The organism is Streptomyces sp. NBC_00078, assembly GCF_026343335.1.
Classification (GTDB): domain Bacteria; phylum Actinomycetota; class Actinomycetes; order Streptomycetales; family Streptomycetaceae; genus Streptomyces.
This window is the reverse complement of record NZ_JAPELX010000001.1, coordinates 4,894,768-4,911,526: the sequence shown is the minus strand read 5'-3', so window position 1 is coordinate 4,911,526 and position 16,759 is coordinate 4,894,768. Positions and strand designations below refer to the sequence as shown.

General features: G+C 72.4%; 14 protein-coding genes and 2 pseudogenes. 8 read left to right on the top strand and 8 right to left on the bottom strand.

The window, feature by feature from the left end:
* Positions 1 to 20: 20 nt before the first annotated feature.
* Positions 21 to 2,171 carry a plasmid pRiA4b ORF-3 family protein gene (locus OOK07_RS23040; protein ID WP_266798205.1) on the bottom strand — a complete coding sequence of 717 codons (2,151 nt, stop codon included), beginning with the start codon at positions 2,169 to 2,171 and terminating at the stop codon, positions 21 to 23.
* Between the two features lie 297 nt (positions 2,172 to 2,468).
* Here OOK07_RS23040 and OOK07_RS23035 point away from each other — a divergent pair, with 297 nt between their 5' ends.
* The 3 genes and pseudogenes from OOK07_RS23035 to OOK07_RS23025 form a co-directional block, all read left to right on the top strand.
* Entirely contained in the window at positions 2,469 to 5,312 is a 2,844-nt protein-coding gene (locus OOK07_RS23035) for an SCO1167/SCO6262 family helicase (protein WP_266802009.1), read from the top strand.
* On the top strand, positions 5,309 to 6,613 hold the full coding sequence (locus OOK07_RS23030; RefSeq protein WP_266798204.1) for an SWIM zinc finger family protein: 1,305 nt from the start codon (positions 5,309 to 5,311) through the stop codon (positions 6,611 to 6,613). Before OOK07_RS23035 ends, OOK07_RS23030 begins: the two co-directional genes overlap by 4 nt.
* A gap of 35 nt (positions 6,614 to 6,648) precedes the next feature.
* Positions 6,649 to 7,089: pseudogene (locus OOK07_RS23025) on the top strand (aminotransferase class I/II-fold pyridoxal phosphate-dependent enzyme); the annotation flags it as partial.
* A gap of 192 nt (positions 7,090 to 7,281) precedes the next feature.
* Here OOK07_RS23025 and OOK07_RS23020 read toward each other — a convergent pair.
* Together OOK07_RS23020 and OOK07_RS23015 are read right to left on the bottom strand one after the other, a co-directional pair.
* Positions 7,282 to 7,545 (bottom strand): type II toxin-antitoxin system RelE family toxin, encoded by a 264-nt coding sequence (locus tag OOK07_RS23020; RefSeq protein WP_266682660.1) that lies wholly within the window; start codon positions 7,543 to 7,545, stop codon positions 7,282 to 7,284.
* The gene (locus OOK07_RS23015; RefSeq protein ID WP_266682659.1) at positions 7,538 to 7,807 is read right to left on the bottom strand and encodes a type II toxin-antitoxin system Phd/YefM family antitoxin; all 270 of its coding nucleotides are present in this window, start codon (positions 7,805 to 7,807) and stop codon (positions 7,538 to 7,540) included. The genes OOK07_RS23020 and OOK07_RS23015 overlap by 8 nt, the downstream gene beginning before the upstream one ends.
* A 102-nt stretch (positions 7,808 to 7,909) precedes the next feature.
* On the opposite strand from OOK07_RS23015, the pseudogene OOK07_RS23010 reads away from it, so the two are divergent.
* The 3 genes and pseudogenes from OOK07_RS23010 to OOK07_RS23000 all read left to right on the top strand — a co-directional run.
* Positions 7,910 to 8,371: pseudogene (locus tag OOK07_RS23010) on the top strand (aminotransferase class I/II-fold pyridoxal phosphate-dependent enzyme); the annotation flags it as partial.
* A 49-nt stretch (positions 8,372 to 8,420) separates the two neighbouring features.
* Positions 8,421 to 8,696 (top strand): helix-turn-helix transcriptional regulator, encoded by a 276-nt coding sequence (locus tag OOK07_RS23005; RefSeq protein WP_266682658.1) that lies wholly within the window; start codon positions 8,421 to 8,423, stop codon positions 8,694 to 8,696.
* The gene (locus tag OOK07_RS23000; RefSeq protein WP_266682657.1) at positions 8,693 to 9,133 is read left to right on the top strand and encodes a hypothetical protein; all 441 of its coding nucleotides are present in this window, start codon (positions 8,693 to 8,695) and stop codon (positions 9,131 to 9,133) included. The genes OOK07_RS23005 and OOK07_RS23000 overlap by 4 nt, the downstream gene beginning before the upstream one ends.
* A 142-nt stretch (positions 9,134 to 9,275) precedes the next feature.
* On the opposite strand, the gene OOK07_RS22995 is transcribed toward OOK07_RS23000, so the two are convergent.
* On the bottom strand, positions 9,276 to 9,488 hold the full coding sequence (locus OOK07_RS22995; protein ID WP_266798203.1) for an LxmA leader domain family RiPP: 213 nt from the start codon (positions 9,486 to 9,488) through the stop codon (positions 9,276 to 9,278).
* Between the two features lie 173 nt (positions 9,489 to 9,661).
* Between OOK07_RS22995 and OOK07_RS22990 the strand changes: the two genes are divergently transcribed.
* Both OOK07_RS22990 and OOK07_RS22985 read left to right on the top strand, forming a co-directional pair.
* The gene (locus tag OOK07_RS22990) at positions 9,662 to 10,966 is read left to right on the top strand and encodes a M16 family metallopeptidase (RefSeq protein WP_266798202.1); all 1,305 of its coding nucleotides are present in this window, start codon (positions 9,662 to 9,664) and stop codon (positions 10,964 to 10,966) included.
* 27 nt (positions 10,967 to 10,993) lie between these two features.
* Positions 10,994 to 12,346: a M16 family metallopeptidase gene (locus tag OOK07_RS22985; protein WP_266798201.1), complete on the top strand. Its 1,353-nt coding sequence runs from the start codon at positions 10,994 to 10,996 to the stop codon at positions 12,344 to 12,346.
* A gap of 33 nt (positions 12,347 to 12,379) precedes the next feature.
* On the opposite strand, the gene OOK07_RS22980 is transcribed toward OOK07_RS22985, so the two are convergent.
* The 4 genes from OOK07_RS22980 to OOK07_RS22965 all read right to left on the bottom strand — a co-directional run bounded on the left by OOK07_RS22980 (position 12,380) and on the right by OOK07_RS22965 (position 16,482).
* Positions 12,380 to 13,612: an ABC transporter permease gene (locus OOK07_RS22980; protein WP_266798200.1), complete on the bottom strand. Its 1,233-nt coding sequence runs from the start codon at positions 13,610 to 13,612 to the stop codon at positions 12,380 to 12,382.
* Positions 13,609 to 14,568 (bottom strand): ABC transporter ATP-binding protein, encoded by a 960-nt coding sequence (locus OOK07_RS22975; protein ID WP_266798199.1) that lies wholly within the window; start codon positions 14,566 to 14,568, stop codon positions 13,609 to 13,611. The genes OOK07_RS22980 and OOK07_RS22975 overlap by 4 nt, the downstream gene beginning before the upstream one ends.
* Before the next feature lie 82 nt (positions 14,569 to 14,650).
* The gene (locus OOK07_RS22970) at positions 14,651 to 15,607 is read right to left on the bottom strand and encodes a hypothetical protein (protein WP_266798198.1); all 957 of its coding nucleotides are present in this window, start codon (positions 15,605 to 15,607) and stop codon (positions 14,651 to 14,653) included.
* Positions 15,604 to 16,482 (bottom strand): LLM class flavin-dependent oxidoreductase, encoded by an 879-nt coding sequence (locus OOK07_RS22965; protein ID WP_353963541.1) that lies wholly within the window; start codon positions 16,480 to 16,482, stop codon positions 15,604 to 15,606. Before OOK07_RS22965 ends, OOK07_RS22970 begins: the two co-directional genes overlap by 4 nt.
* Between the last annotated feature and the right edge of the window lie 277 nt (positions 16,483 to 16,759).

The following is a 16,759-nucleotide window of genomic DNA, read 5'->3' as shown; positions in this document are numbered from 1 at the left end:
CACTCACGCATGCCGGCACCTCATGGTCGACGCCCGGGTCCTACTCTCGTCGCGGACCTGCGCAGTCGCTTGGCCAGCGCCTTGTCCCGAGCCCTCAGAAGTCGCCCTGCCGCATCCAGAACGGCCCCGGTGGCGGGGTGGTCGCAGCGCCACAGATCGTCGGCGGCCTGATCGAGGAACGGCAGTACCGAGTCCCCCTCCTGCTCCAGGAACATGGCAAGTGCCTCGTCCGCCACGCCGAGCGGGCCCCACAGGTGGTCCACGAGCCCCCACAGTTGGAGTTCCGGACCGTGTCCCTCTGGGATCTCACCACGGCCGGCCAGCGCGATCGCCGCGGTCTCCGCGCAGCCGGGGACCTGGGAGGCCGCGGCTTTACGCAGGACCGCGAGCGCTCTGGGTTCATCGAGTTCCGCGAGCACCGGCGCGGCGGCAAGGCGGCGGAGGGCCGCATCGGCCTCCAAGCCGGCGCAGGCGTCGATGAGCTGGACTGCGGCAGGGCCCTGGCCCCGATGACCGATCCATCCGGTGATCTCGCAGTGGGCGGCCTCCGGGTCGTAGTCGAGCAGGGCGTCGAGCAAGGTCGGGGCGTCGGCATCGGCCAGTTCGCCGATGACAGGAGCGTGGAATCCCTCGGCGAGCAGGTACTCGCGCAGTCCGTGGCGTCCCAGCGGAGTGAGCCGGAGTCGTGTCCCGGCCGGCGGAGTGCCGTCGCCGTCCTCGACGCTCGCCCCGATACCGAGGATGCCGAGGAGGATGTGATCCTGCTGCCGGCTCGTCTCCGGACCGGGCTCGACCTCCGCTGCCTGATACTCGGCGAGGACGACGGCCGCCTGGTCGAGGATCTGTAGGAAGAACAGCTCGACCAGTCGTGCCTGCTGCTTCGGAAGGTCCTCGCGAAGAGCACCGAGGAGCGGCGCAGCGTCCAGCCATTCGCCGTCGGGAACCTCGTACAGTGCCCGCAGCACCACCGCTGCGAGGCCGTCGCCGTCCTCGTCCTCCATGCCCAGCGCGCCCAGCAGCACCGAGGACAGGCCGAGGTTCCCCAGGTCGTTCAGATCATCGAGTTCGTCCCCGAGCGCATCGCACCAGAGTTCCAGTACCCCCTCGTCTCCCGCAGTGGCGGGCAGGCCGCTGCCGGGGTGGGCGATGCCCTTGCTGATCTCCACCAGGTCCGCGTACACAGCGAGCCGCCAGGGGCCGTCCAGGCAGGGCAGGTCTCCTGAGCTGCGCAGGCGGGCCAGCCGCTGGTCGCGATCCGCGGGCCGGAGCGCGCTCAGTTCATCGTCCTGGGTCCACAGTCGAAGTTCCTGGACGGCCAGGCGGCCCAACGCGGGCTTGAGCACGTCCCGGGATGTGACGGCTCGTCCGCCCTGGCACCACTGGGCCAGACGGAGCGCGGAGGCGATCAGCGGCACCTGCTGGACGGCCGCGGCGAGTTCCGCGCGGGGTGCCAGGGACACGGGTCGCACCGGGACGAACTCCATGTCCAGGTCCTCGTCGTCGTGGACCTCGCCGCAGGAACAGCGCCGCCCTCTGGGGGCGGCTTCGGCCCGCCCTGCTGCCGGGGTTGCCGTGGGCGGCTGCGGGTCCAGTCCGGCCAGTTCCAGGTCCAGGGCGTCGCGGTCGAAGCGAGCGGGGTCGAAGCCCTCCTCGCACAGGGTTTCGACCAGGACGGTCCACGGCTCGGGGGCCGGAGCGTCACCGTCCGTAACGGCGTCGAGTACGGTCTGCAGCCCCCAGGCGCCGCCGATGTCCTCCGCGCGGGGCATGGCGCGGCGACCCCCGGTGCAGCGGACGCGCCGGTCGGGGGTGGACGCGGGGAGGATCTTCTCCAGGGTGATCCGGTGCCGCCAGTCGTCGCCGAAGTCGTAGGTGTACTCCAGCCGGCCGCCTTCGTAGGGCAGCACCTCGGCCACGGTCACGGACTCCTCGTCGGCGTCGCGGAGAGGACCACGGTCCAACGGTGCGTCGAAGTCGACGAACCGGCCGCCTGAGGCAGGTTCGGTGAAGGAATGCAGGTGCGAGTCGTCCCAGCCGAAGCATGTCTGGACGATGTCGTGCAGGCAGCCGAGCGAAGTGTCGGCGGGCAGGGTGACCCGGCGCCAGATCGGCGGGCTGACGTCTCGCAGGTCGATCTTCAACTGATAGGTCGGCACGGGCTCGGCGGTCACGACGATGGGTTCCCTCAAAGCGGGCGGAGGCGGATGCGACACCGGTAAGGGCCTGCGATCGCAAAGGGGTCGCAGCCGCCCCTGGTGGGTGCCGGTGACCATCATTCCGCACTGCGCCGAGTGGGCGAAGCACTTCTGGCGCTCTCTGCCCGTCCGCGCGGATAGCCTTGACCCGTCGAGGGCCCGTGGGCTACCCGCGCCCTCCCAACAGTTGCAAGAACCTGGCCAGGAGTGGGCGTGGTGGCGAAGGTTTACCCGTCGGCGGAGCCCGAGTCGGCGACTCCGGCCCGGGAACGGATGTTTGCTCGGTTGCCGGAGCTCGCCTTGGGCGAGGCGGTGTTCCTTCCCGCGGACCCGCCCCGGATGGGACGGATGGCGTTTTGGACGCCCGGGGGTGCGCCACCGGACCTCGGGGTGGAGCCCGAGGAACTCACCGTGGTCCGCCCGCACGGTTCGTCCGTGCGCCGGGCGCGGGTGCTCGCCGTGCTGCTGCCGGTGGAGCAGGCGCTGCCGCTGCTGACCCGCTGCCGGGCACTCGGCGCGGACGGCAGCGGGCGGGCATCGGCCGCTACCACGTTCTGGGGCGGAGCGACCCTGCTCGGTCTGCGTCTGCTCGCCCGGGGACGGATACTGCCCGGGGTGTCGCCGGAGGGATTCGACGCCTGGCGGGTCGGCCCGCTCGACGCCGAGGACCATGAGCGGTTGAACTCCCTGGCCGCGGCCATGCCTCCCGAGGCCCGCGCGGTCGCGGTCCCCGGACTCTCCCCTCTCACGCTTCCCACAGCCGAGCCGCTGCTTCGGGCCTTCCTCGACGCCATGGCCGATTCCGTCGCCCGCCCTCCCGCCGCCCGCCAGGTGACCGGCGGACCGGCGTTCGCGGCGCGCGCTCCACAGTCCGTACCCGAGCAGCGGAGGTGGGCGGCGGAGGTCGCCGCCGGCCGAGACGCGGGGCTGGCGGTGTCTCTGCGGCTGGAACTGGGCCACGCGGACTCCTTCCGAGCCCTGGTCCAACTGCGCAGCCTGGCCGATCCCACGGTGCTCGCCGACGCCGCGGACCTGTGGTCCGGCAGGGCCACCGCCCCTGAACTGTTCGGCCCACGGGCCAAGGTGGACACGCTGCTGACGCTACGCCGGGCCGCCCGCGCCTGGCCCCCGGCCGGACGGCTGCTGGACTCCGCCGCCCCGACCGGTCTGGAGCTGTCCGACGAGGAGGCCCAGTCGCTGCTGGGCGACGCGGCCGAAAGCCTTGCCGCCGCCGGCGTCGCCGTGCACTGGCCCAAGGAGCTGGTACGCGAGCTGACCGCCACCGGCGTCCTGGAACCCGTACGCCGCCAGGGGACGCAGTCCTCGGCCGAGTCCTTCCTGTCCTCCGGCGACCTGCTGGACTTCCGCTGGCAGGTCGCCCTCGGGGACCGGGAACTCACCGAGGAGGAACTGGAGCGGCTGGTCCGGGCGCACCGGCCGATCGTGCGGCTGCGCGACCAGTGGGTTGTCGTGGACCCGGAGCTGGTCCGCCGACTGCGACGTGCCGCGCAGTCCAGGACGACTTCGCTCACCCCGATCGACGCCCTGGGCGCCGCGCTGACCGGCAGCGTCGAGGTGGACGGCGAACAGGTGGCGGTCACTGCGCGCGGCATGCTGGAGGAGCTGCGCTCCCGGATCGCCGACCCCGAGTCCCGCGCCGCGCGCGAGCCCCAGAGGCCTCCGAAAGCTCTGGCCGCGACCCTGCGCGACTACCAGCTGCGCGGCCTGAACTGGCTGCACCGGATGACCTCGCTCGGCCTGGGCGGCTGCCTCGCCGACGACATGGGTCTGGGCAAGACCGTCACGCTGATCGCTCTCCATCTGCGTCGCCAGGAACGGGAAACCACCGCCGGCCCCACCCTGGTGGTCTGCCCCGCCTCGCTGCTCGGCAACTGGGAGCGCGAGATCCGGCGCTTCGCACCGGCCACCGTGGTGCGCCGCTTCCACGGCCCCGGCCGCGACCTGGCGAGCCTCGACGGCGGAGCAGACGGCGGCTTCGTCCTGACCACCTACGGGACCATGCGCCGCGACACCGAACGCCTCACCGGGCAGCCCTGGGGCCTGCTCGTCGCCGACGAGGCCCAGCACGTCAAGAACCCGCACGCGCTCACCGCCCAGGCGCTGCGCAAGATCCCCTCGCGGGGACGGGTCGCGCTGACCGGCACCCCGGTCGAGAACAACCTGTCCGAACTGTGGTCACTGCTCGACTGGACCACCCCTGGCCTGCTCGGCACGCTCACCTCCTTCCGTGACCGCTACGCCACTGCCGTCGAGGGCGACCGCGACGAGCAGGCCGCCCGGCGGCTGGCCACGCTGGTCCGCCCGTTCCTGCTGCGCCGGCGCAAGTCCGACCCCGGCATCGCGCCCGAACTGCCCCCCAAGACCGAGACCGACCAGCCGGTGTCCCTGACGAGGGAACAGGTCTCGCTGTACGAGGCGCTGGTACGCGAGCTCATGGACGAGATCGAGGAGAGGCAGGGCATCGCCCGGCGCGGCCTGGTGATGAAGCTCCTCACCGGCCTGAAGCAGGTCTGCAACCACCCCGCGCAGTTCCTGAAGGAACCCGCCGGCGCCAAGCTCCCGGGCCGCTCGGGGAAACTGGAACTCCTGGACGAACTCCTGGACACCGTCCTGGCCGAGGACGGGTCGGCCCTGGTCTTCACCCAGTACGTGGCCATGGGCGAGCTGATCGGGCGTCACCTTGCCGACCGCGGCGTGGACACCCTGTTCCTGCATGGAGGCACCACGGTCAAACGCCGCGAGGAGATGGTCGACGCCTTCCAGTCCGGCGAGAAGAAGGTGTTCCTGCTCTCCCTCAAAGCCGCCGGGACCGGTCTGAACCTGACCCGGGCCGGACACGTCATCCACTACGACCGCTGGTGGAACCCGGCCGTGGAGGACCAGGCCACCGACCGCGCCTACCGAATCGGACAGACCCAGCCGGTCCAGGTGCACAAGCTGATCGCCGAGGGCACCGTGGAGGACCGGGTCGCCGAAATGCTCCGCCAGAAGCGGGAGCTGGCCGACTCGGTGCTCAGCTCTGGCGAGGCGGCCTTCAGCGAACTGAGCGACAGCGAACTGGCCGAACTGGTCACGCTGCGAAGGACGGGACGATGACCAGGCACAGCCGGCCGGGCAGGTCAGCCGCCCGTACCTTCGAGGCACTCCCGCCGGCCAAGGGCAGCCGCGCGCCCTTCGCCGAGTCCTGGTGGGGCCGCGCATGGCTGCGCTCCCTGGAGGACTCGTCCCTGGACTCCGGCCGCCTTTCGCGGGGCCGGACCTACGCGCGCGGCGGCGCGGTCGGACCGGTCACCGTCGGCCCCGGCTCGGCCGCCGCCCCGGTGCAGGGCAGTCGCCGCACCCCGTACCGCTCCACGGTCCAGGTCGAGCAGCTGACGGACCGGCAGTGGGACAAGCTGCTCGACATGATCGCCGAGCGGGCCGCCAACATCGCCGCGCTGCTGGACGGCGAGATGCCCGCCGGGCTCGCCGACGACGCCGCGGCCGCCGGCGTCCCGCTGCTGCCCGGCCCCCGGGACCTCGACCCCGAGTGCAGCTGCCCCGACTGGGGCTACCCCTGTAAACACGCCGCCGCCCTCTGTTACCAGGTCGCCCGACTCCTGGACCGCGATCCCTTCGTACTGCTGCTCCTGCGCGGTCGCGGCGAGCGAGAGCTGATGGACGAGCTCGGCCGCCGCAACACCGCCCGCGCCTCCGCCGAAGCCGCAGCGACCGCAGGAGTGGGCCCGGCCGCGTTCCCTGCCCGGCCGGGTGATCCAGCCGGGTCCGCCTTCGCCTCCCGTACCGCACTCCCGTCCCTGCCCGGCCCGCCGGCGCTGCCCGATCGGCCCGGCCGCGGCCCCGCGCTGGTGGACTCCGCCGTGCCGGAGCCCGGTCTGGACCCGGCCGCCCTGGAACTGCTCGCCGCCGACGCCGCGACGCGTGCCCACCATCTCCTCGCCGGAGCTCTCGGCGCACAGCATGCCGGCACGGCCCTGCCCGCCCCGCTCACCGAATGGCAGGACGCCGTCCGCCTCGCCGCCGCTCACCCCACCATGGACGTCTTCGCCAGGATCGCCTCGAACTGCGGTCGCACCCCCGGCGAGCTCGCAGCCGCCACCCGTGCATGGCGGCACGGCGGCGCGGCAGCCCTGGACGTGCTGGAAAGCCCCTGGTACCCGCCCGCCTCCCTCCTGGATCGCGCCCGCGCGGCGCTGCGCGCGGACTGGGCCGACGGCAGACCACCCCGTCTCCGCTCCTGGCGCAACCGCTGGACGGTCGAGGGTCACGCTGCGCAGCTGCGCCTGGGCCGCGACGGACTGTGGTACCCGTACACCAAGGACCAAGGCACCTGGTGGCCGGCCGGACCACCCGACGCCGACCCCGCCGTCGTCCTGAGCGCCCTGCTCGCAGTCTGACCCGCACCGCACACAAATAGGTGTGCGAACAGGGAGTGGGCTGGGTCACGGCGGCGCCGGGCCTGGTGACGGCGGTGCGGGCGGCGAAGCAGTACCTGACGTACGTGGCGTCCGGCCCGTTCCAGTACGCGGTCGCCGAGGCGCTCGCCCTCCCGGACAGCTACTTCACCGCCTTCCGCGAGGACATGCGGGCCAAGCGGGCTCTGCTGTCGAGCGGCCTGGCGGAGGCCGGGTTCAAGGTCTTCAAGCCCGCCGGCACCTACTTCGTCACCACCGACATCCGGCCCCTCGGCGAGATCGACGGCTTCGCCTTCTGCCGTGCGCTGCCGGAGCGCGCCGGTGTCGTCGCCATCCCGAACGCCGTGTTCTACGACCACCGCGAGGCGGGCGCTCCTTATGTCAGGTTCGCGTTCTGTAAGCGCACCGAGGTGCTGACAGACGCGGCGGAACGGCTCCGCAAGGCGTTTGCGCACTGACCGCTGCCCTAAGGGCCGGTCGTCGCATTCCTTTCCTCATTGCCTGCCGTACCTCACACGCCCGGAACTCGCGCCGGAAGCGCGCCATGAATGGTCGTGGTCAGCACCAGGTCGGACGCATCCCGGTGCGTGACACGCAGGCACCCCAGGACGCTGGATCGGTGCTGAATATTCTGACGATGTCAGGAGCGCTCAGGTGTCATAGACGGTGGAGCGATGCCCGACGTGTACGACCCACACCACCAGCTCGCCGTTGTCGATTGTGTAGATCACGCGGTAGTCGCCTACCCGTAGGCGCCGCCGGTCGGGCTGGGAGACGAGGGCCGTGGTATTGAACCCCATCGGATCGTTCTCCAGCTGAGCCAGCTTGGCCAAAATGCGAAGGGCCATGTCTCGCGGCACCTTGCGGAGTTCGGCCTGAGCCTCGGCTCGGAAGACGGTGCGGTACTCACTCACTGCGCGCCAGCGTCTCCCTCATGACGTCCTCGATCGGGATACCGGGTGCCGGGTTGGTCATGCGCTCGTCGATGATCCGGTTGATCTCGCGCTCTTCCCACTCCTGGTACTTGCGCAGCACTTCGATGGACACCACGGCGGCGACCTGCTTGCCGCGCCGGGTGATGACGGTAGGTACGTCGTCCCGATCGGCCCGCTCAACGACCTCGGCAAGGTGTGCCCGGACATCGCGGATCGACTCTATGGGCATGGGCTGCGTCATGCACCCAAGAGTACCGAGTGCCTCATGTGTACACAACAGCTCACTGTCTCTGGAGTGCGTAGTCCCGTGGGTCCCTCACGCAAATATGTGCGCGAACGAGGCGTCGCCTGGGTGACCGGCGCCCCCGATCTCGTCGCCGCCGTTCGCTCGGCCAAGCAGTACCTGACGTACGTCGCCTCCGGGCCCTTCCAGTACGCCGTGGCCGAGGCTCTGCGCCTGCCCGACGCGTACTTCGCGGACTCCCGCGCGGACATGCTGGCCAAACGGGACCTGCTCGCGGGCGGCCTGGAGCGGGCGGGCTTCAAGGTATTCCGCCCGGCCGGCACGTACTTCATCACCACCGACATCCGGCCCCTCGGCGAGCCCGACGGCTTCGCGTTCTGCCGCGCCCTGCCCGAACGCTGCGGAGTGGTGGCGATCCCCAACGCGGTCTTCTACGACCACCGCGAGCAGGGCGCGCCCTTTGTTCGCTTCGCGTTCTGCAAGCAGACGGGGGTGCTTGAGGAGGCGGTGAGGCGGTTGCGGTCCATGTGGCGTCATGGATGGGCGCGTTGGAGGGGTTGAGGGTTGGGAAACCTTGACTCGGCGTTGTGTTTTCACGACACTTTGATGTGTGAGTCCCGTACGTCGCGGCGAAAGTTCGCCCATCCACAACCGGCTGAAGGTGCTGCGCGCCGAGCGCGGCCTCAGCCGGGTCGATCTGGCCGCCGCCGTGGACGTCAACCCGCAGACGATCGGGGCGCTGGAGCGCGGCAACTACTACCCGAGCCTCGATCTCGCGTTCCGTATCTGCGAGGTGTTCGGGCTGCCGGTCGAGGCGGTGTTCAGCCGTCATCCCTTCGCGCCGCTGTCCACGCAGATCTACCAGCCGACGGAGGAGTCCAGGTGAGTCATCCCCCCGCCCGCACCGAGCGGGCCCGCCCCATGGCGGCCGGCATGGCGCTGCTGCTCGCCGGGATGCTCGCGTTCGCGCTGACCTCGGACGGCAACGCGTTCACGCACACGCCCTGGGTCGTGGGCCTGTGCCTGTGGCTGCTGCTGTGGGCGGCCCTGCGCTCGCTGACCCGGGCGGTGGCCGAGCGTCCGGCCGACGGGCTCGACGAGCGCGAGCGCGATGTGCGCAACCGGGTCGGCTACGTCGGCTACCAGTTCGCGGTCGCCTCGGGGATGGCCGTCGTCCTGATGCTGGTCGTCTTCCAGAACCACGAGCGGGTCCTCGACCGGGCGCCGGGCGTCCTGGCGACCCTGATGCTCGCCGCGGCAGCCCTGCCGACCGTCATCCTCGGCTGGTCCCAGCCCGACGAGGAGTTCGAGGACGGCGAGTGAGCGAGGGGCCGGGGCCGCCGGCGCGGGCTGAGGCACACTGGGACGCGTGAAGCGGGCGCCCGCCGATTGCAGCGGCGGGCGCCCGCTCCGTGTGCCGACTGTCAGATCGACAGCGACAGCGTCTACGACAGCGTGGGGTCGGTCAGCATCCGTGTTCGAAGGTGTTGCCGACCGAGACGGCGCTGATCGCCGACGCGGCGCTGATGCACCCCTGCGACGAGGTCACCGTGATGGTGATCGACGCGGCCGGCGCCTCCGCACCCGCCACGATCTCCTCGGCCGAAGCGTAAGCGGCGTAACCCCCGACAAGAGCCTGCGAGTCCATGAGGAACTCCTTTTCCGAGTAGGTGTCCATTTCCGCCGCCACCCTTCGCCCGTTGGGCTTCCGGGGGCGGCAGGAACATCCTTGCCAGGACCTCGGCCGACGGGCAAGAACGGTGTCCGCATTCGGTCGCCGACATCAAATGACCGACATCGGACATGCTTTGACGTTGTGTCAGTGCGTATGCCGTGGCTAGCGTTTTCCGCATGGTGGGATTCGTTCTGGACAACGGCCTGCGCGTGCTTCTCCTGCCGGACCGGAACACGCCCGCGGTGGGTGTGGCCCTCCGCTACGACGTGGGCTTCCGCTCGGAACCCGCGCACCACGCGGGGCTGGCCCACCTCTTCGAGCACATGATGTTCCAGGGCAGCGGGAATTACGGGCCCTCGGAACACGCGCGGCTCATCCAGGCGGCCGGCGGCGGCTGTGACGCGAACACCCGGCAGGACTGCACCGTTTATCACTCGGTACTGCCCCCGGCCGCGCTGGAACTCGTCCTTTCCCTGGAGGCGGACCGAATGCGCGGCCCGCGGATAACCCGGGAAAACCTGGAGAACCAGGCGCGCGTCATTCGCGAGGAACACGTGATCCATGTGGCGGGCAGGCCTTACGGTGCCTTTCCCTGGATGCTCCCGGGGGCGCTCTTCCCCGACTCGGAAAACACCCGCGGCGGTTACGACATCGACGGCCTCGGCACGATCGGCATCCCCGAGTGCACGGAGTTCTTCTCCTCGTACTACGCGCCGGGCAACGCCGTGCTCACCGTCGCCGGCGGCTTCGACCCTGCCGAGGCCTCCACCCTCGTACGACGGCACTTCGAGCCGGTACCCGGGGGGACCGGCTCGGCAGGGGCGCCGGCCGGGCCGCCGCCGTATGAACGCGGTGTGCGTGAAGCGGCCGACGTGCGCGACGTGCGTGTCGTCGATCGGTGGGCCTCGCTGCCCGCCGTCGCGGTCGGGTACCGGCTGCCCGATCCCGCCGTCGAACTCGACGCCTGCGTCGATCACTTGACGCTCGTCGCGGTGCTCGGACAGGGCCGGGCCGGGCGGCTGCGGCGCCGGCTGCTCGGTGGTGCGGGGCTTGCGGTGGACGTGTCGATGGCGAGCGGTCTGTTCGGCGTACCGTTCGACGCCCGCCACCCGGACCTCGTCACCTGCCTCGCCGTCCACACCGCCCGTACCGATGCCGGGGAACTGGTCGCGGCGATCGACGACGAGGTCCGCGCGGTGGCCCGGGGTGCGGTCGGCGACGAGGAACTCGCGCGGATCACGGCCCGCTGGACCGCGCAGTTCCATCGGGGGTTCGCCGATGCCGGTGCCCGGTCCCGGGCCGCGGGCGGCGCCGAACTGCTGCACGGCGACGGGACGTTGGCGCTCCGGCTGCCCGCCCTGGTCGGCTCGGTGACGCCCGGACGGATCGCCGCGGCGGCGGAGAGGATGCGGGCGGCGGGGCGCGCGGTGGCGGTGATCGAACCCGCCGCCCAACCCCAACGGGCCGGCGCGCGGACGTAGTTGAGAACTGCCCATACAGCTGAAGAGGTGGAGGTCACCGACATCGTGCTCCCCGATGTGGACACCGTCCTGGACAACGGCGTGCGGGTCGTCGTCGTGCGCACCCCTGTGGTCCCGCTCGTCGAACTGCGGCTGGTGGTGCCGTGCGGAAGGACGGTGCCACGGGATGCCGCGCGGTCCGAACTGCTCGCGGCGTGTCTGCTCCACCACCACGAGGCGGAGCGGATCGACCGGGAGCTGGCCGCGGTGGGGGGCGAGCTCCGGGCGGGGACGGACGCGCGGCGTCTGATCCTCTCCGGGTTCGCGCTGGGCGGCGACGCGCGTGACGGACTGCCCGTGCTGCTCGACGTACTCGCCGAGGCGCTCCACGGTTTCGGCTGCCCGCCCGGCGCGCTCGCCCACGAACGGGCCGCGCTGGCCGAGCGGTTGCGCGTGGCCTGGTCCCACCCGGCCGCCGTGGCGCGGGCCGCCCTGCAACGCCACCGGTTCGGCGACGACTTCGCGGCCCTGGAGATCCCCGACCCGGCACAGCTGCCCGCCGTCGGCTTCGAGGACCTGCGCGCCCTGCACGCGTCCGCGGTACGGCCTGCGGGCTCGGTGCTCGTCCTGACCGGCGACCTCGATCCGGACCGGGCGCTCGCCCTGGTCGAGGCGGCCCTCAAGTGCTGGCCGCGTGGCCGCGGTTTTGCCCGGACGCCGGGTCCTCCGCCCGTGCGCGGCGGACGACTGCGGCCGTACGACCGGCCCGGCGCCGTCCAGAGCCACATCCGGCTCTCCGCGCGGGCGCTGCCCCGGACCGACCCCGCCTTCCCGGCTCTCCAGCTGGCCGATCTCGCCTTCGGCGGCTACTTCGCCTCCCGGCTCGTCGACAACCTGCGCGAGCGCAACGGATACGCGTACACCGCTCGTTCCGGCATCGACTCGGCGCCCGGCTCCGGCACGCTGGTCGTCGAGGCGGACACCTCCACGGCGTCCACGGCGGCGGCCCTGGCGGCGATACGGGGCGAGCTGCACCGCTTCGTCCGACAGCCGCCGTCGGCCGCCGAGATCGACGCCGCCCGGCGCTATGCGATCGGCTCCACGACCACCGCGATGGCGTCGCCGGGCTCGTTGGCGATGGCGGTGGCCAACCTGGTGGAGGTGGGGGTGGGTCCGGCCTGGCTGCATGAACAGGCCGAGCGGCTCGGTGCGGTGACGAAGCGTCATGTCATGGCTGTGGCCCGGGAGTTCTACGACCCCCGGGCCTTCACCGGCGTGGTGGTCGCCGACGGGGCGTCAGCGACGGTTGCGGGCCTTGTTGCCGGCGACGACGGCGACGATCAGGGCGACGGCGATGGCGATGATGACAACGGTGGACATGGGGGTCCTTCCTTCGGTTGAGGGTTGGTGGGGAGTTCGTAGCGGCCGGGGGATTCAGGAGGTGCGGGACAGGGCCTCGCGCAGCCGTACCCGAGCGCCGTTGCGGAGCACGCTGTTGGAGTAGACCCGGCCACCGAGGCGGACCAGGACGGCGACGGCGGCGAGGGTGAGCAGCGCCGCGAGGGCGGGCTGCCACAGCGGGGCGGTGCCCATGGCGATCCGGGCGGGCATCAGTACCGGACTGAACGGCGGGACCAGGGAGAGGGCTTCGATCAGCGGGTTCGCGGGATCCTTGGTGAGCAGCGTGATCCCGAGGATGAACGGCGCGGCCATCAGCAGCATCACCGGCTGCACGACCGACTGCACCTCCTCCTGTCGCGAGACCCGCGCCGCGGCGGCCGCGAGCAGGGTGGCGAAGAGGAAGAAGCCCAGGACGTACCAGAGGGCGACGGACACCAGCGTCCCCACGCCGGCGTCGGGCAGGTCGAGCAGCCCCGCGGCCCGGGCGGCCGTCACCGCGGCACCGCCGACCACCACCAGCTGCACCAGTCCGACCACACCGACGCCGACGATCTTCCCGATGAGCAGCTGCCAGGGCCGTACGGCGGACAGCAGCAGTTCCACCACACGGCTGGACTTCTCCTCGACCACGCCCTGGGCGACCACGATGCCGAACAGCACGAGGAAGAGGTAGAGCAGACCGCTCGCGGCGAGGCCGAGCACCAGACGGTCGGGCCGTACGGACGTCGCTTCGAGCGCCTCGGTACGCGGGGCCGCCCGCTCCGCCGACGCGCTCAGCCGCTCCTGGTCGAGACCGGACCGCTCCAACTCCCGGGCCACGGCATCCTGTTGGGCCGCGGCCCTTACGACCCGTTCCAGACCGGGGTTCAGATCGCGCTCGACGAGGATGCCGAGGCGGCCGGAACCGCCCGGGGAGCCGTGCAGATAGGCGTCGGCGTCACCGTCGCGCAACTGCCGCTCGGCTTCGGCCCGGCCCGCGGCCTGCCGGAACCGGAGTTCCTCGCCGCGGCCCTCGGCGGCCGCCGTGAGGGCGGGACGCAGCGCGGCGGTCTGCCGGTCGAGGGCCACGGTGCGGGTGTCGTCGCCGACGAAGACCACGACGAACGCGTACACGGCGAGGCCGAGCAGCAGCCCGAGCGTGGACACGACGAACGCCTTCGTCCGCAACCGGGTGTTGATCTCCCGGCGGGCGACGACGCCGACGGCACGGGCGGGCGAGAGGCGGTACGAGACGGGCGGGACGCGGTCGCTCGCGTGCTGCTTCATGCGGCGCTCCTCAGGGGCGCGGTGGCGGTGGCGGGCGCGGCGGTTTCTCCTGTGCTCGCGGTCCGCTGCTCCACCACACCGCGGTACAGCTCGCTCAGCGGCGGCTGTTCGCGCGCGAACTCGTGCACGGGGCCGGTGTCGAGGGCGGCGCGCAGGACGGCCTGGTCGTCGGCGCCGGCGGCCAGTTCGAGGTGGGTGCGGGTGCCCTCGTGGCGCGTCACGCGTACGCCGTCGAGGCCCCCGGCCCAGTCGGCGGGGGCGTCGGGCGCGTCGACGACCAGGCGTACGGCGGTCTCGCCGCGCAGTTCCCCGATGGTGCCGCACGCCTCCATGCGGCCGCCGCTGATGATGCCCACGCGGTCGCAGATCCGTTCCACCAGATCGAGTTGGTGGCTGGAGAAGATGACGGGGACGCCCTCGGCGGCCTTCTCGCGCAGGGCCTCGGTCATCACGTCCACGGCGGTGGGGTCGAGGCCGGAGAAGGGTTCGTCGAGCACGAGGAGCCGCGGGTCGTGCACCAGGGCGGCGGCGAGCTGGACGCGCTGCTGGTTGCCGAGGCTGAGGTGGCCCACCTCGTCGCCGAGGCGCCCGGAAAGACCGAGGCGCCCGGCCCAGTACCGGCTCGCCGCGCGGGCTTTGCGGCGCGGCAGGCCGTGCAGTTCGGCCAGGTGGGAGAGCTGGTCCAGGACGCCCATCTTCGGGTAGAGACCGCGCTCCTCCGGCATGTAGCCGATCCTGCGGCGGGACTCGAAGGTGATGGGCTCGCCGTGCCAGCGGACCTCGCCGGCGTCAGGCGCGAGCACGCCGAGGACGATCCGCATCGTCGTGGTCTTCCCGGCGCCGTTGCCTCCGACGAATCCGAACAGCTCGCCCGGGCGCAGCGAGAACGTCATGTCCCGCAGCACGGACCGGCCGCCGTATCGCTTGCCGATCCCGACGATGTCCACGTCGTGCATGACCGTCCCCCTGTCTTCGCGCTCTTGCTTCATTACTCTGACCCAAAACAGTGTTGTGAAACCACAACGACTCGTCAAGTTTTCACCACCGAGCCGCCGGGGCCCCGTCCTCGTCGACGAGGCCCGCGAGAAGGTCCAGGTAGGAGGTGAGGTCGTCGTGCCAGCCGACGTACGCCGCGTAGTCGTGCGTGTGGGTGAGGATGCGCAGGAGGGCGGCGCGGGCGAGGGGGGCGGGGCGCGCCGGGCCGTAGCCGTCGAGGAGGGCGCGGGCGAGCGGGGCGTAGTCGTGGGCCGGGGCGCCGCCGAGCCCGAGCCGGGCCGCGGCCCGCAGCTCGACCAGTTCGCCGAGCAGCCATCCGACGTCGAACTCCGGTGTCCCCACGGCGAGTTCCTCGCCGGTCAGCAGCGCGCCCCGGCCGGCGTACGGCGACGGTACGAGCCCGCCGAGGCCGGGGGCGCCGTGCAGCAGCGCCCCGCCCCCGGCCCACCCCGCCCAGTCCGCCGCCTCGATCGCACGCCGTCTGCGCCCCTCCCCGAGCCGGGCCACGAACGCCCGGTGCAGCCGCCCCGCGTCACCCGGACCCTCACCCCGGGCCAACCAGCCCCGCAGCCGCCGTATGCCCGAAGGCGGGCCGGTGGGCGGGGCGGCGAGCGAGGCAGCAGGGGTGTGCGTGTGCAGGGCCGCGAGCAGGCGGCCGGTGCCGCGCAGCGCCTCGGTCACCAGGGCGGGGACCTGCGGATCGGGTATGCGCAGGAGGCGGGCGGCGGAGAAGGCGCCGGGGAGCCGGTAGCGCAGCACCGTGGCGGTCGGGTCGGCCACGGTCGGCAGCGCGGGCTCGACGCCCTGGCTCCGGCCGGCCTCCGTCACCGTCCGTGCGAGGCCGGGCGCGGGAGGCGCCAGGCCCTCGGGGGCCGCCGGGCCGGGGCGGCGTTCCCAGACGAAGCCGCCGCCGGGCAACCGCGCCACCGACGTCCGCAGGAGTCCGGTGCCGTGGGTGAAGAGCGGCTGCTCCGCGGCGTGCGGTGCCTCGGACGTCACGTGCCCGTCCGCCCGTGCGGCCGCCACGCCGTCAGGACCGCCTCCAGGTCGGCCAGCGCCGCCGCCTGCCCCTCGGCGAACAGCACCCCGGCCGTGTTGAGGACGATCTCGTCGACGCCCGCCCGGTGGTACTCCGTCAGCGCCTCGGCGATCCGCTGCGGGGTGCCGGTGACGAAGACGTCGTGCTCCACGAGGAGCCGGGCGCCGGCCACCGGATCGGCGGTGTCGGCCGGGACGCCGGCCCGGCGCAGCATGTCGGTGTAGTGGTCGGCGCCCAGATGGGCCGAGGCGGCGAGCAGGGCCAACCGGCCGGGGTCACGGTCCTCCCGGGCCACGGCGACGTGAACCACCGTGACCACCCGGGCAGTCGAGTCCCTGCCCGCGCTCTCCGCACCCTCCTCCAGCGCGGGGCGCAGGGTCTTCTCGACGTAGCCCGGCGGCGTCATCCAGGTGATCGCCACATCGGCGACCGAGCCCGCCGTGCGGGCCATGGCCGGGCGCAGCACCCCGGCGCCCACCTCCACTTCGGGATGGGGCAGGTCCACGAGCCCCGCGTGCAGGCGGTGGTACTCACCGCCGACCCGCACCCGCTCCCCCGCGAGCAACGCCCGTACGACGGAGAGGTACTCGCGCATGGCGGTGCGCGGACTCGCGTACGGGGCTCCCAGCAGCGCGGACTGGAACACCGGCGCCCCGGCCCCGTACCCGGCCACGTACGGCTGACCGGTGAGCGCCGCGACGCTGCGCGCCCGCAGCTCCGACAGCGGCCATCGCTCCAGGTCCCGGCCCAGGACCTGGATCCGGCCGGCGCCGGGCCGCAGGAACCCCTCGACCAGCCCGAGCAGCGTCGTCTTGCCCGCGCCGGAGGGGCCCACGAGCGCCGTGAGACCGCGGGAGCCGACACTGAAGGAGGCGCGGTCGACGACCAGTTGCCCCGTGTCGCCCTCGTACGAGACGTCCTCGAAGACCACGGCGGGAGCGGCGGGCGGCGACGTCGGCGCCCGCCGCCGGGATCAGTTCGGCGCCGCCCTCCCGGTCGTCGTACTCCGTCGGCTCCGTCAGCACGCTCGCCAGCCGGCCGCGGGCCGCGAGGCCCGTCTGCATACGGGCGACGCCCGCGATGAGCATCGTCAGGGGGGAGATCAGCTGGAG

Bases quoted from the DNA above. Each gene is read 5' to 3' on its own strand.
- OOK07_RS23035 (WP_266802009.1), top strand. From the start codon at position 2,469: ATGTTTGCTCGGTTGCCGGAGCTCGCCTTGGGCGAGGCGGTGTTCCTT.
- OOK07_RS23030 (WP_266798204.1), top strand. From the start codon at position 5,309: ATGACCAGGCACAGCCGGCCGGGCAGGTCAGCCGCCCGTACCTTCGAG.
- OOK07_RS23015 (WP_266682659.1), bottom strand. From the start codon at position 7,807: ATGACGCAGCCCATGCCCATAGAGTCGATCCGCGATGTCCGGGCACAC.
- OOK07_RS22995 (WP_266798203.1), bottom strand. From the start codon at position 9,488: ATGGACACCTACTCGGAAAAGGAGTTCCTCATGGACTCGCAGGCTCTT.
- OOK07_RS22990 (WP_266798202.1), top strand. From the start codon at position 9,662: ATGGTGGGATTCGTTCTGGACAACGGCCTGCGCGTGCTTCTCCTGCCG.
- OOK07_RS22980 (WP_266798200.1), bottom strand. From the start codon at position 13,612: ATGAAGCAGCACGCGAGCGACCGCGTCCCGCCCGTCTCGTACCGCCTC.
- OOK07_RS22975 (WP_266798199.1), bottom strand. From the start codon at position 14,568: ATGCACGACGTGGACATCGTCGGGATCGGCAAGCGATACGGCGGCCGG.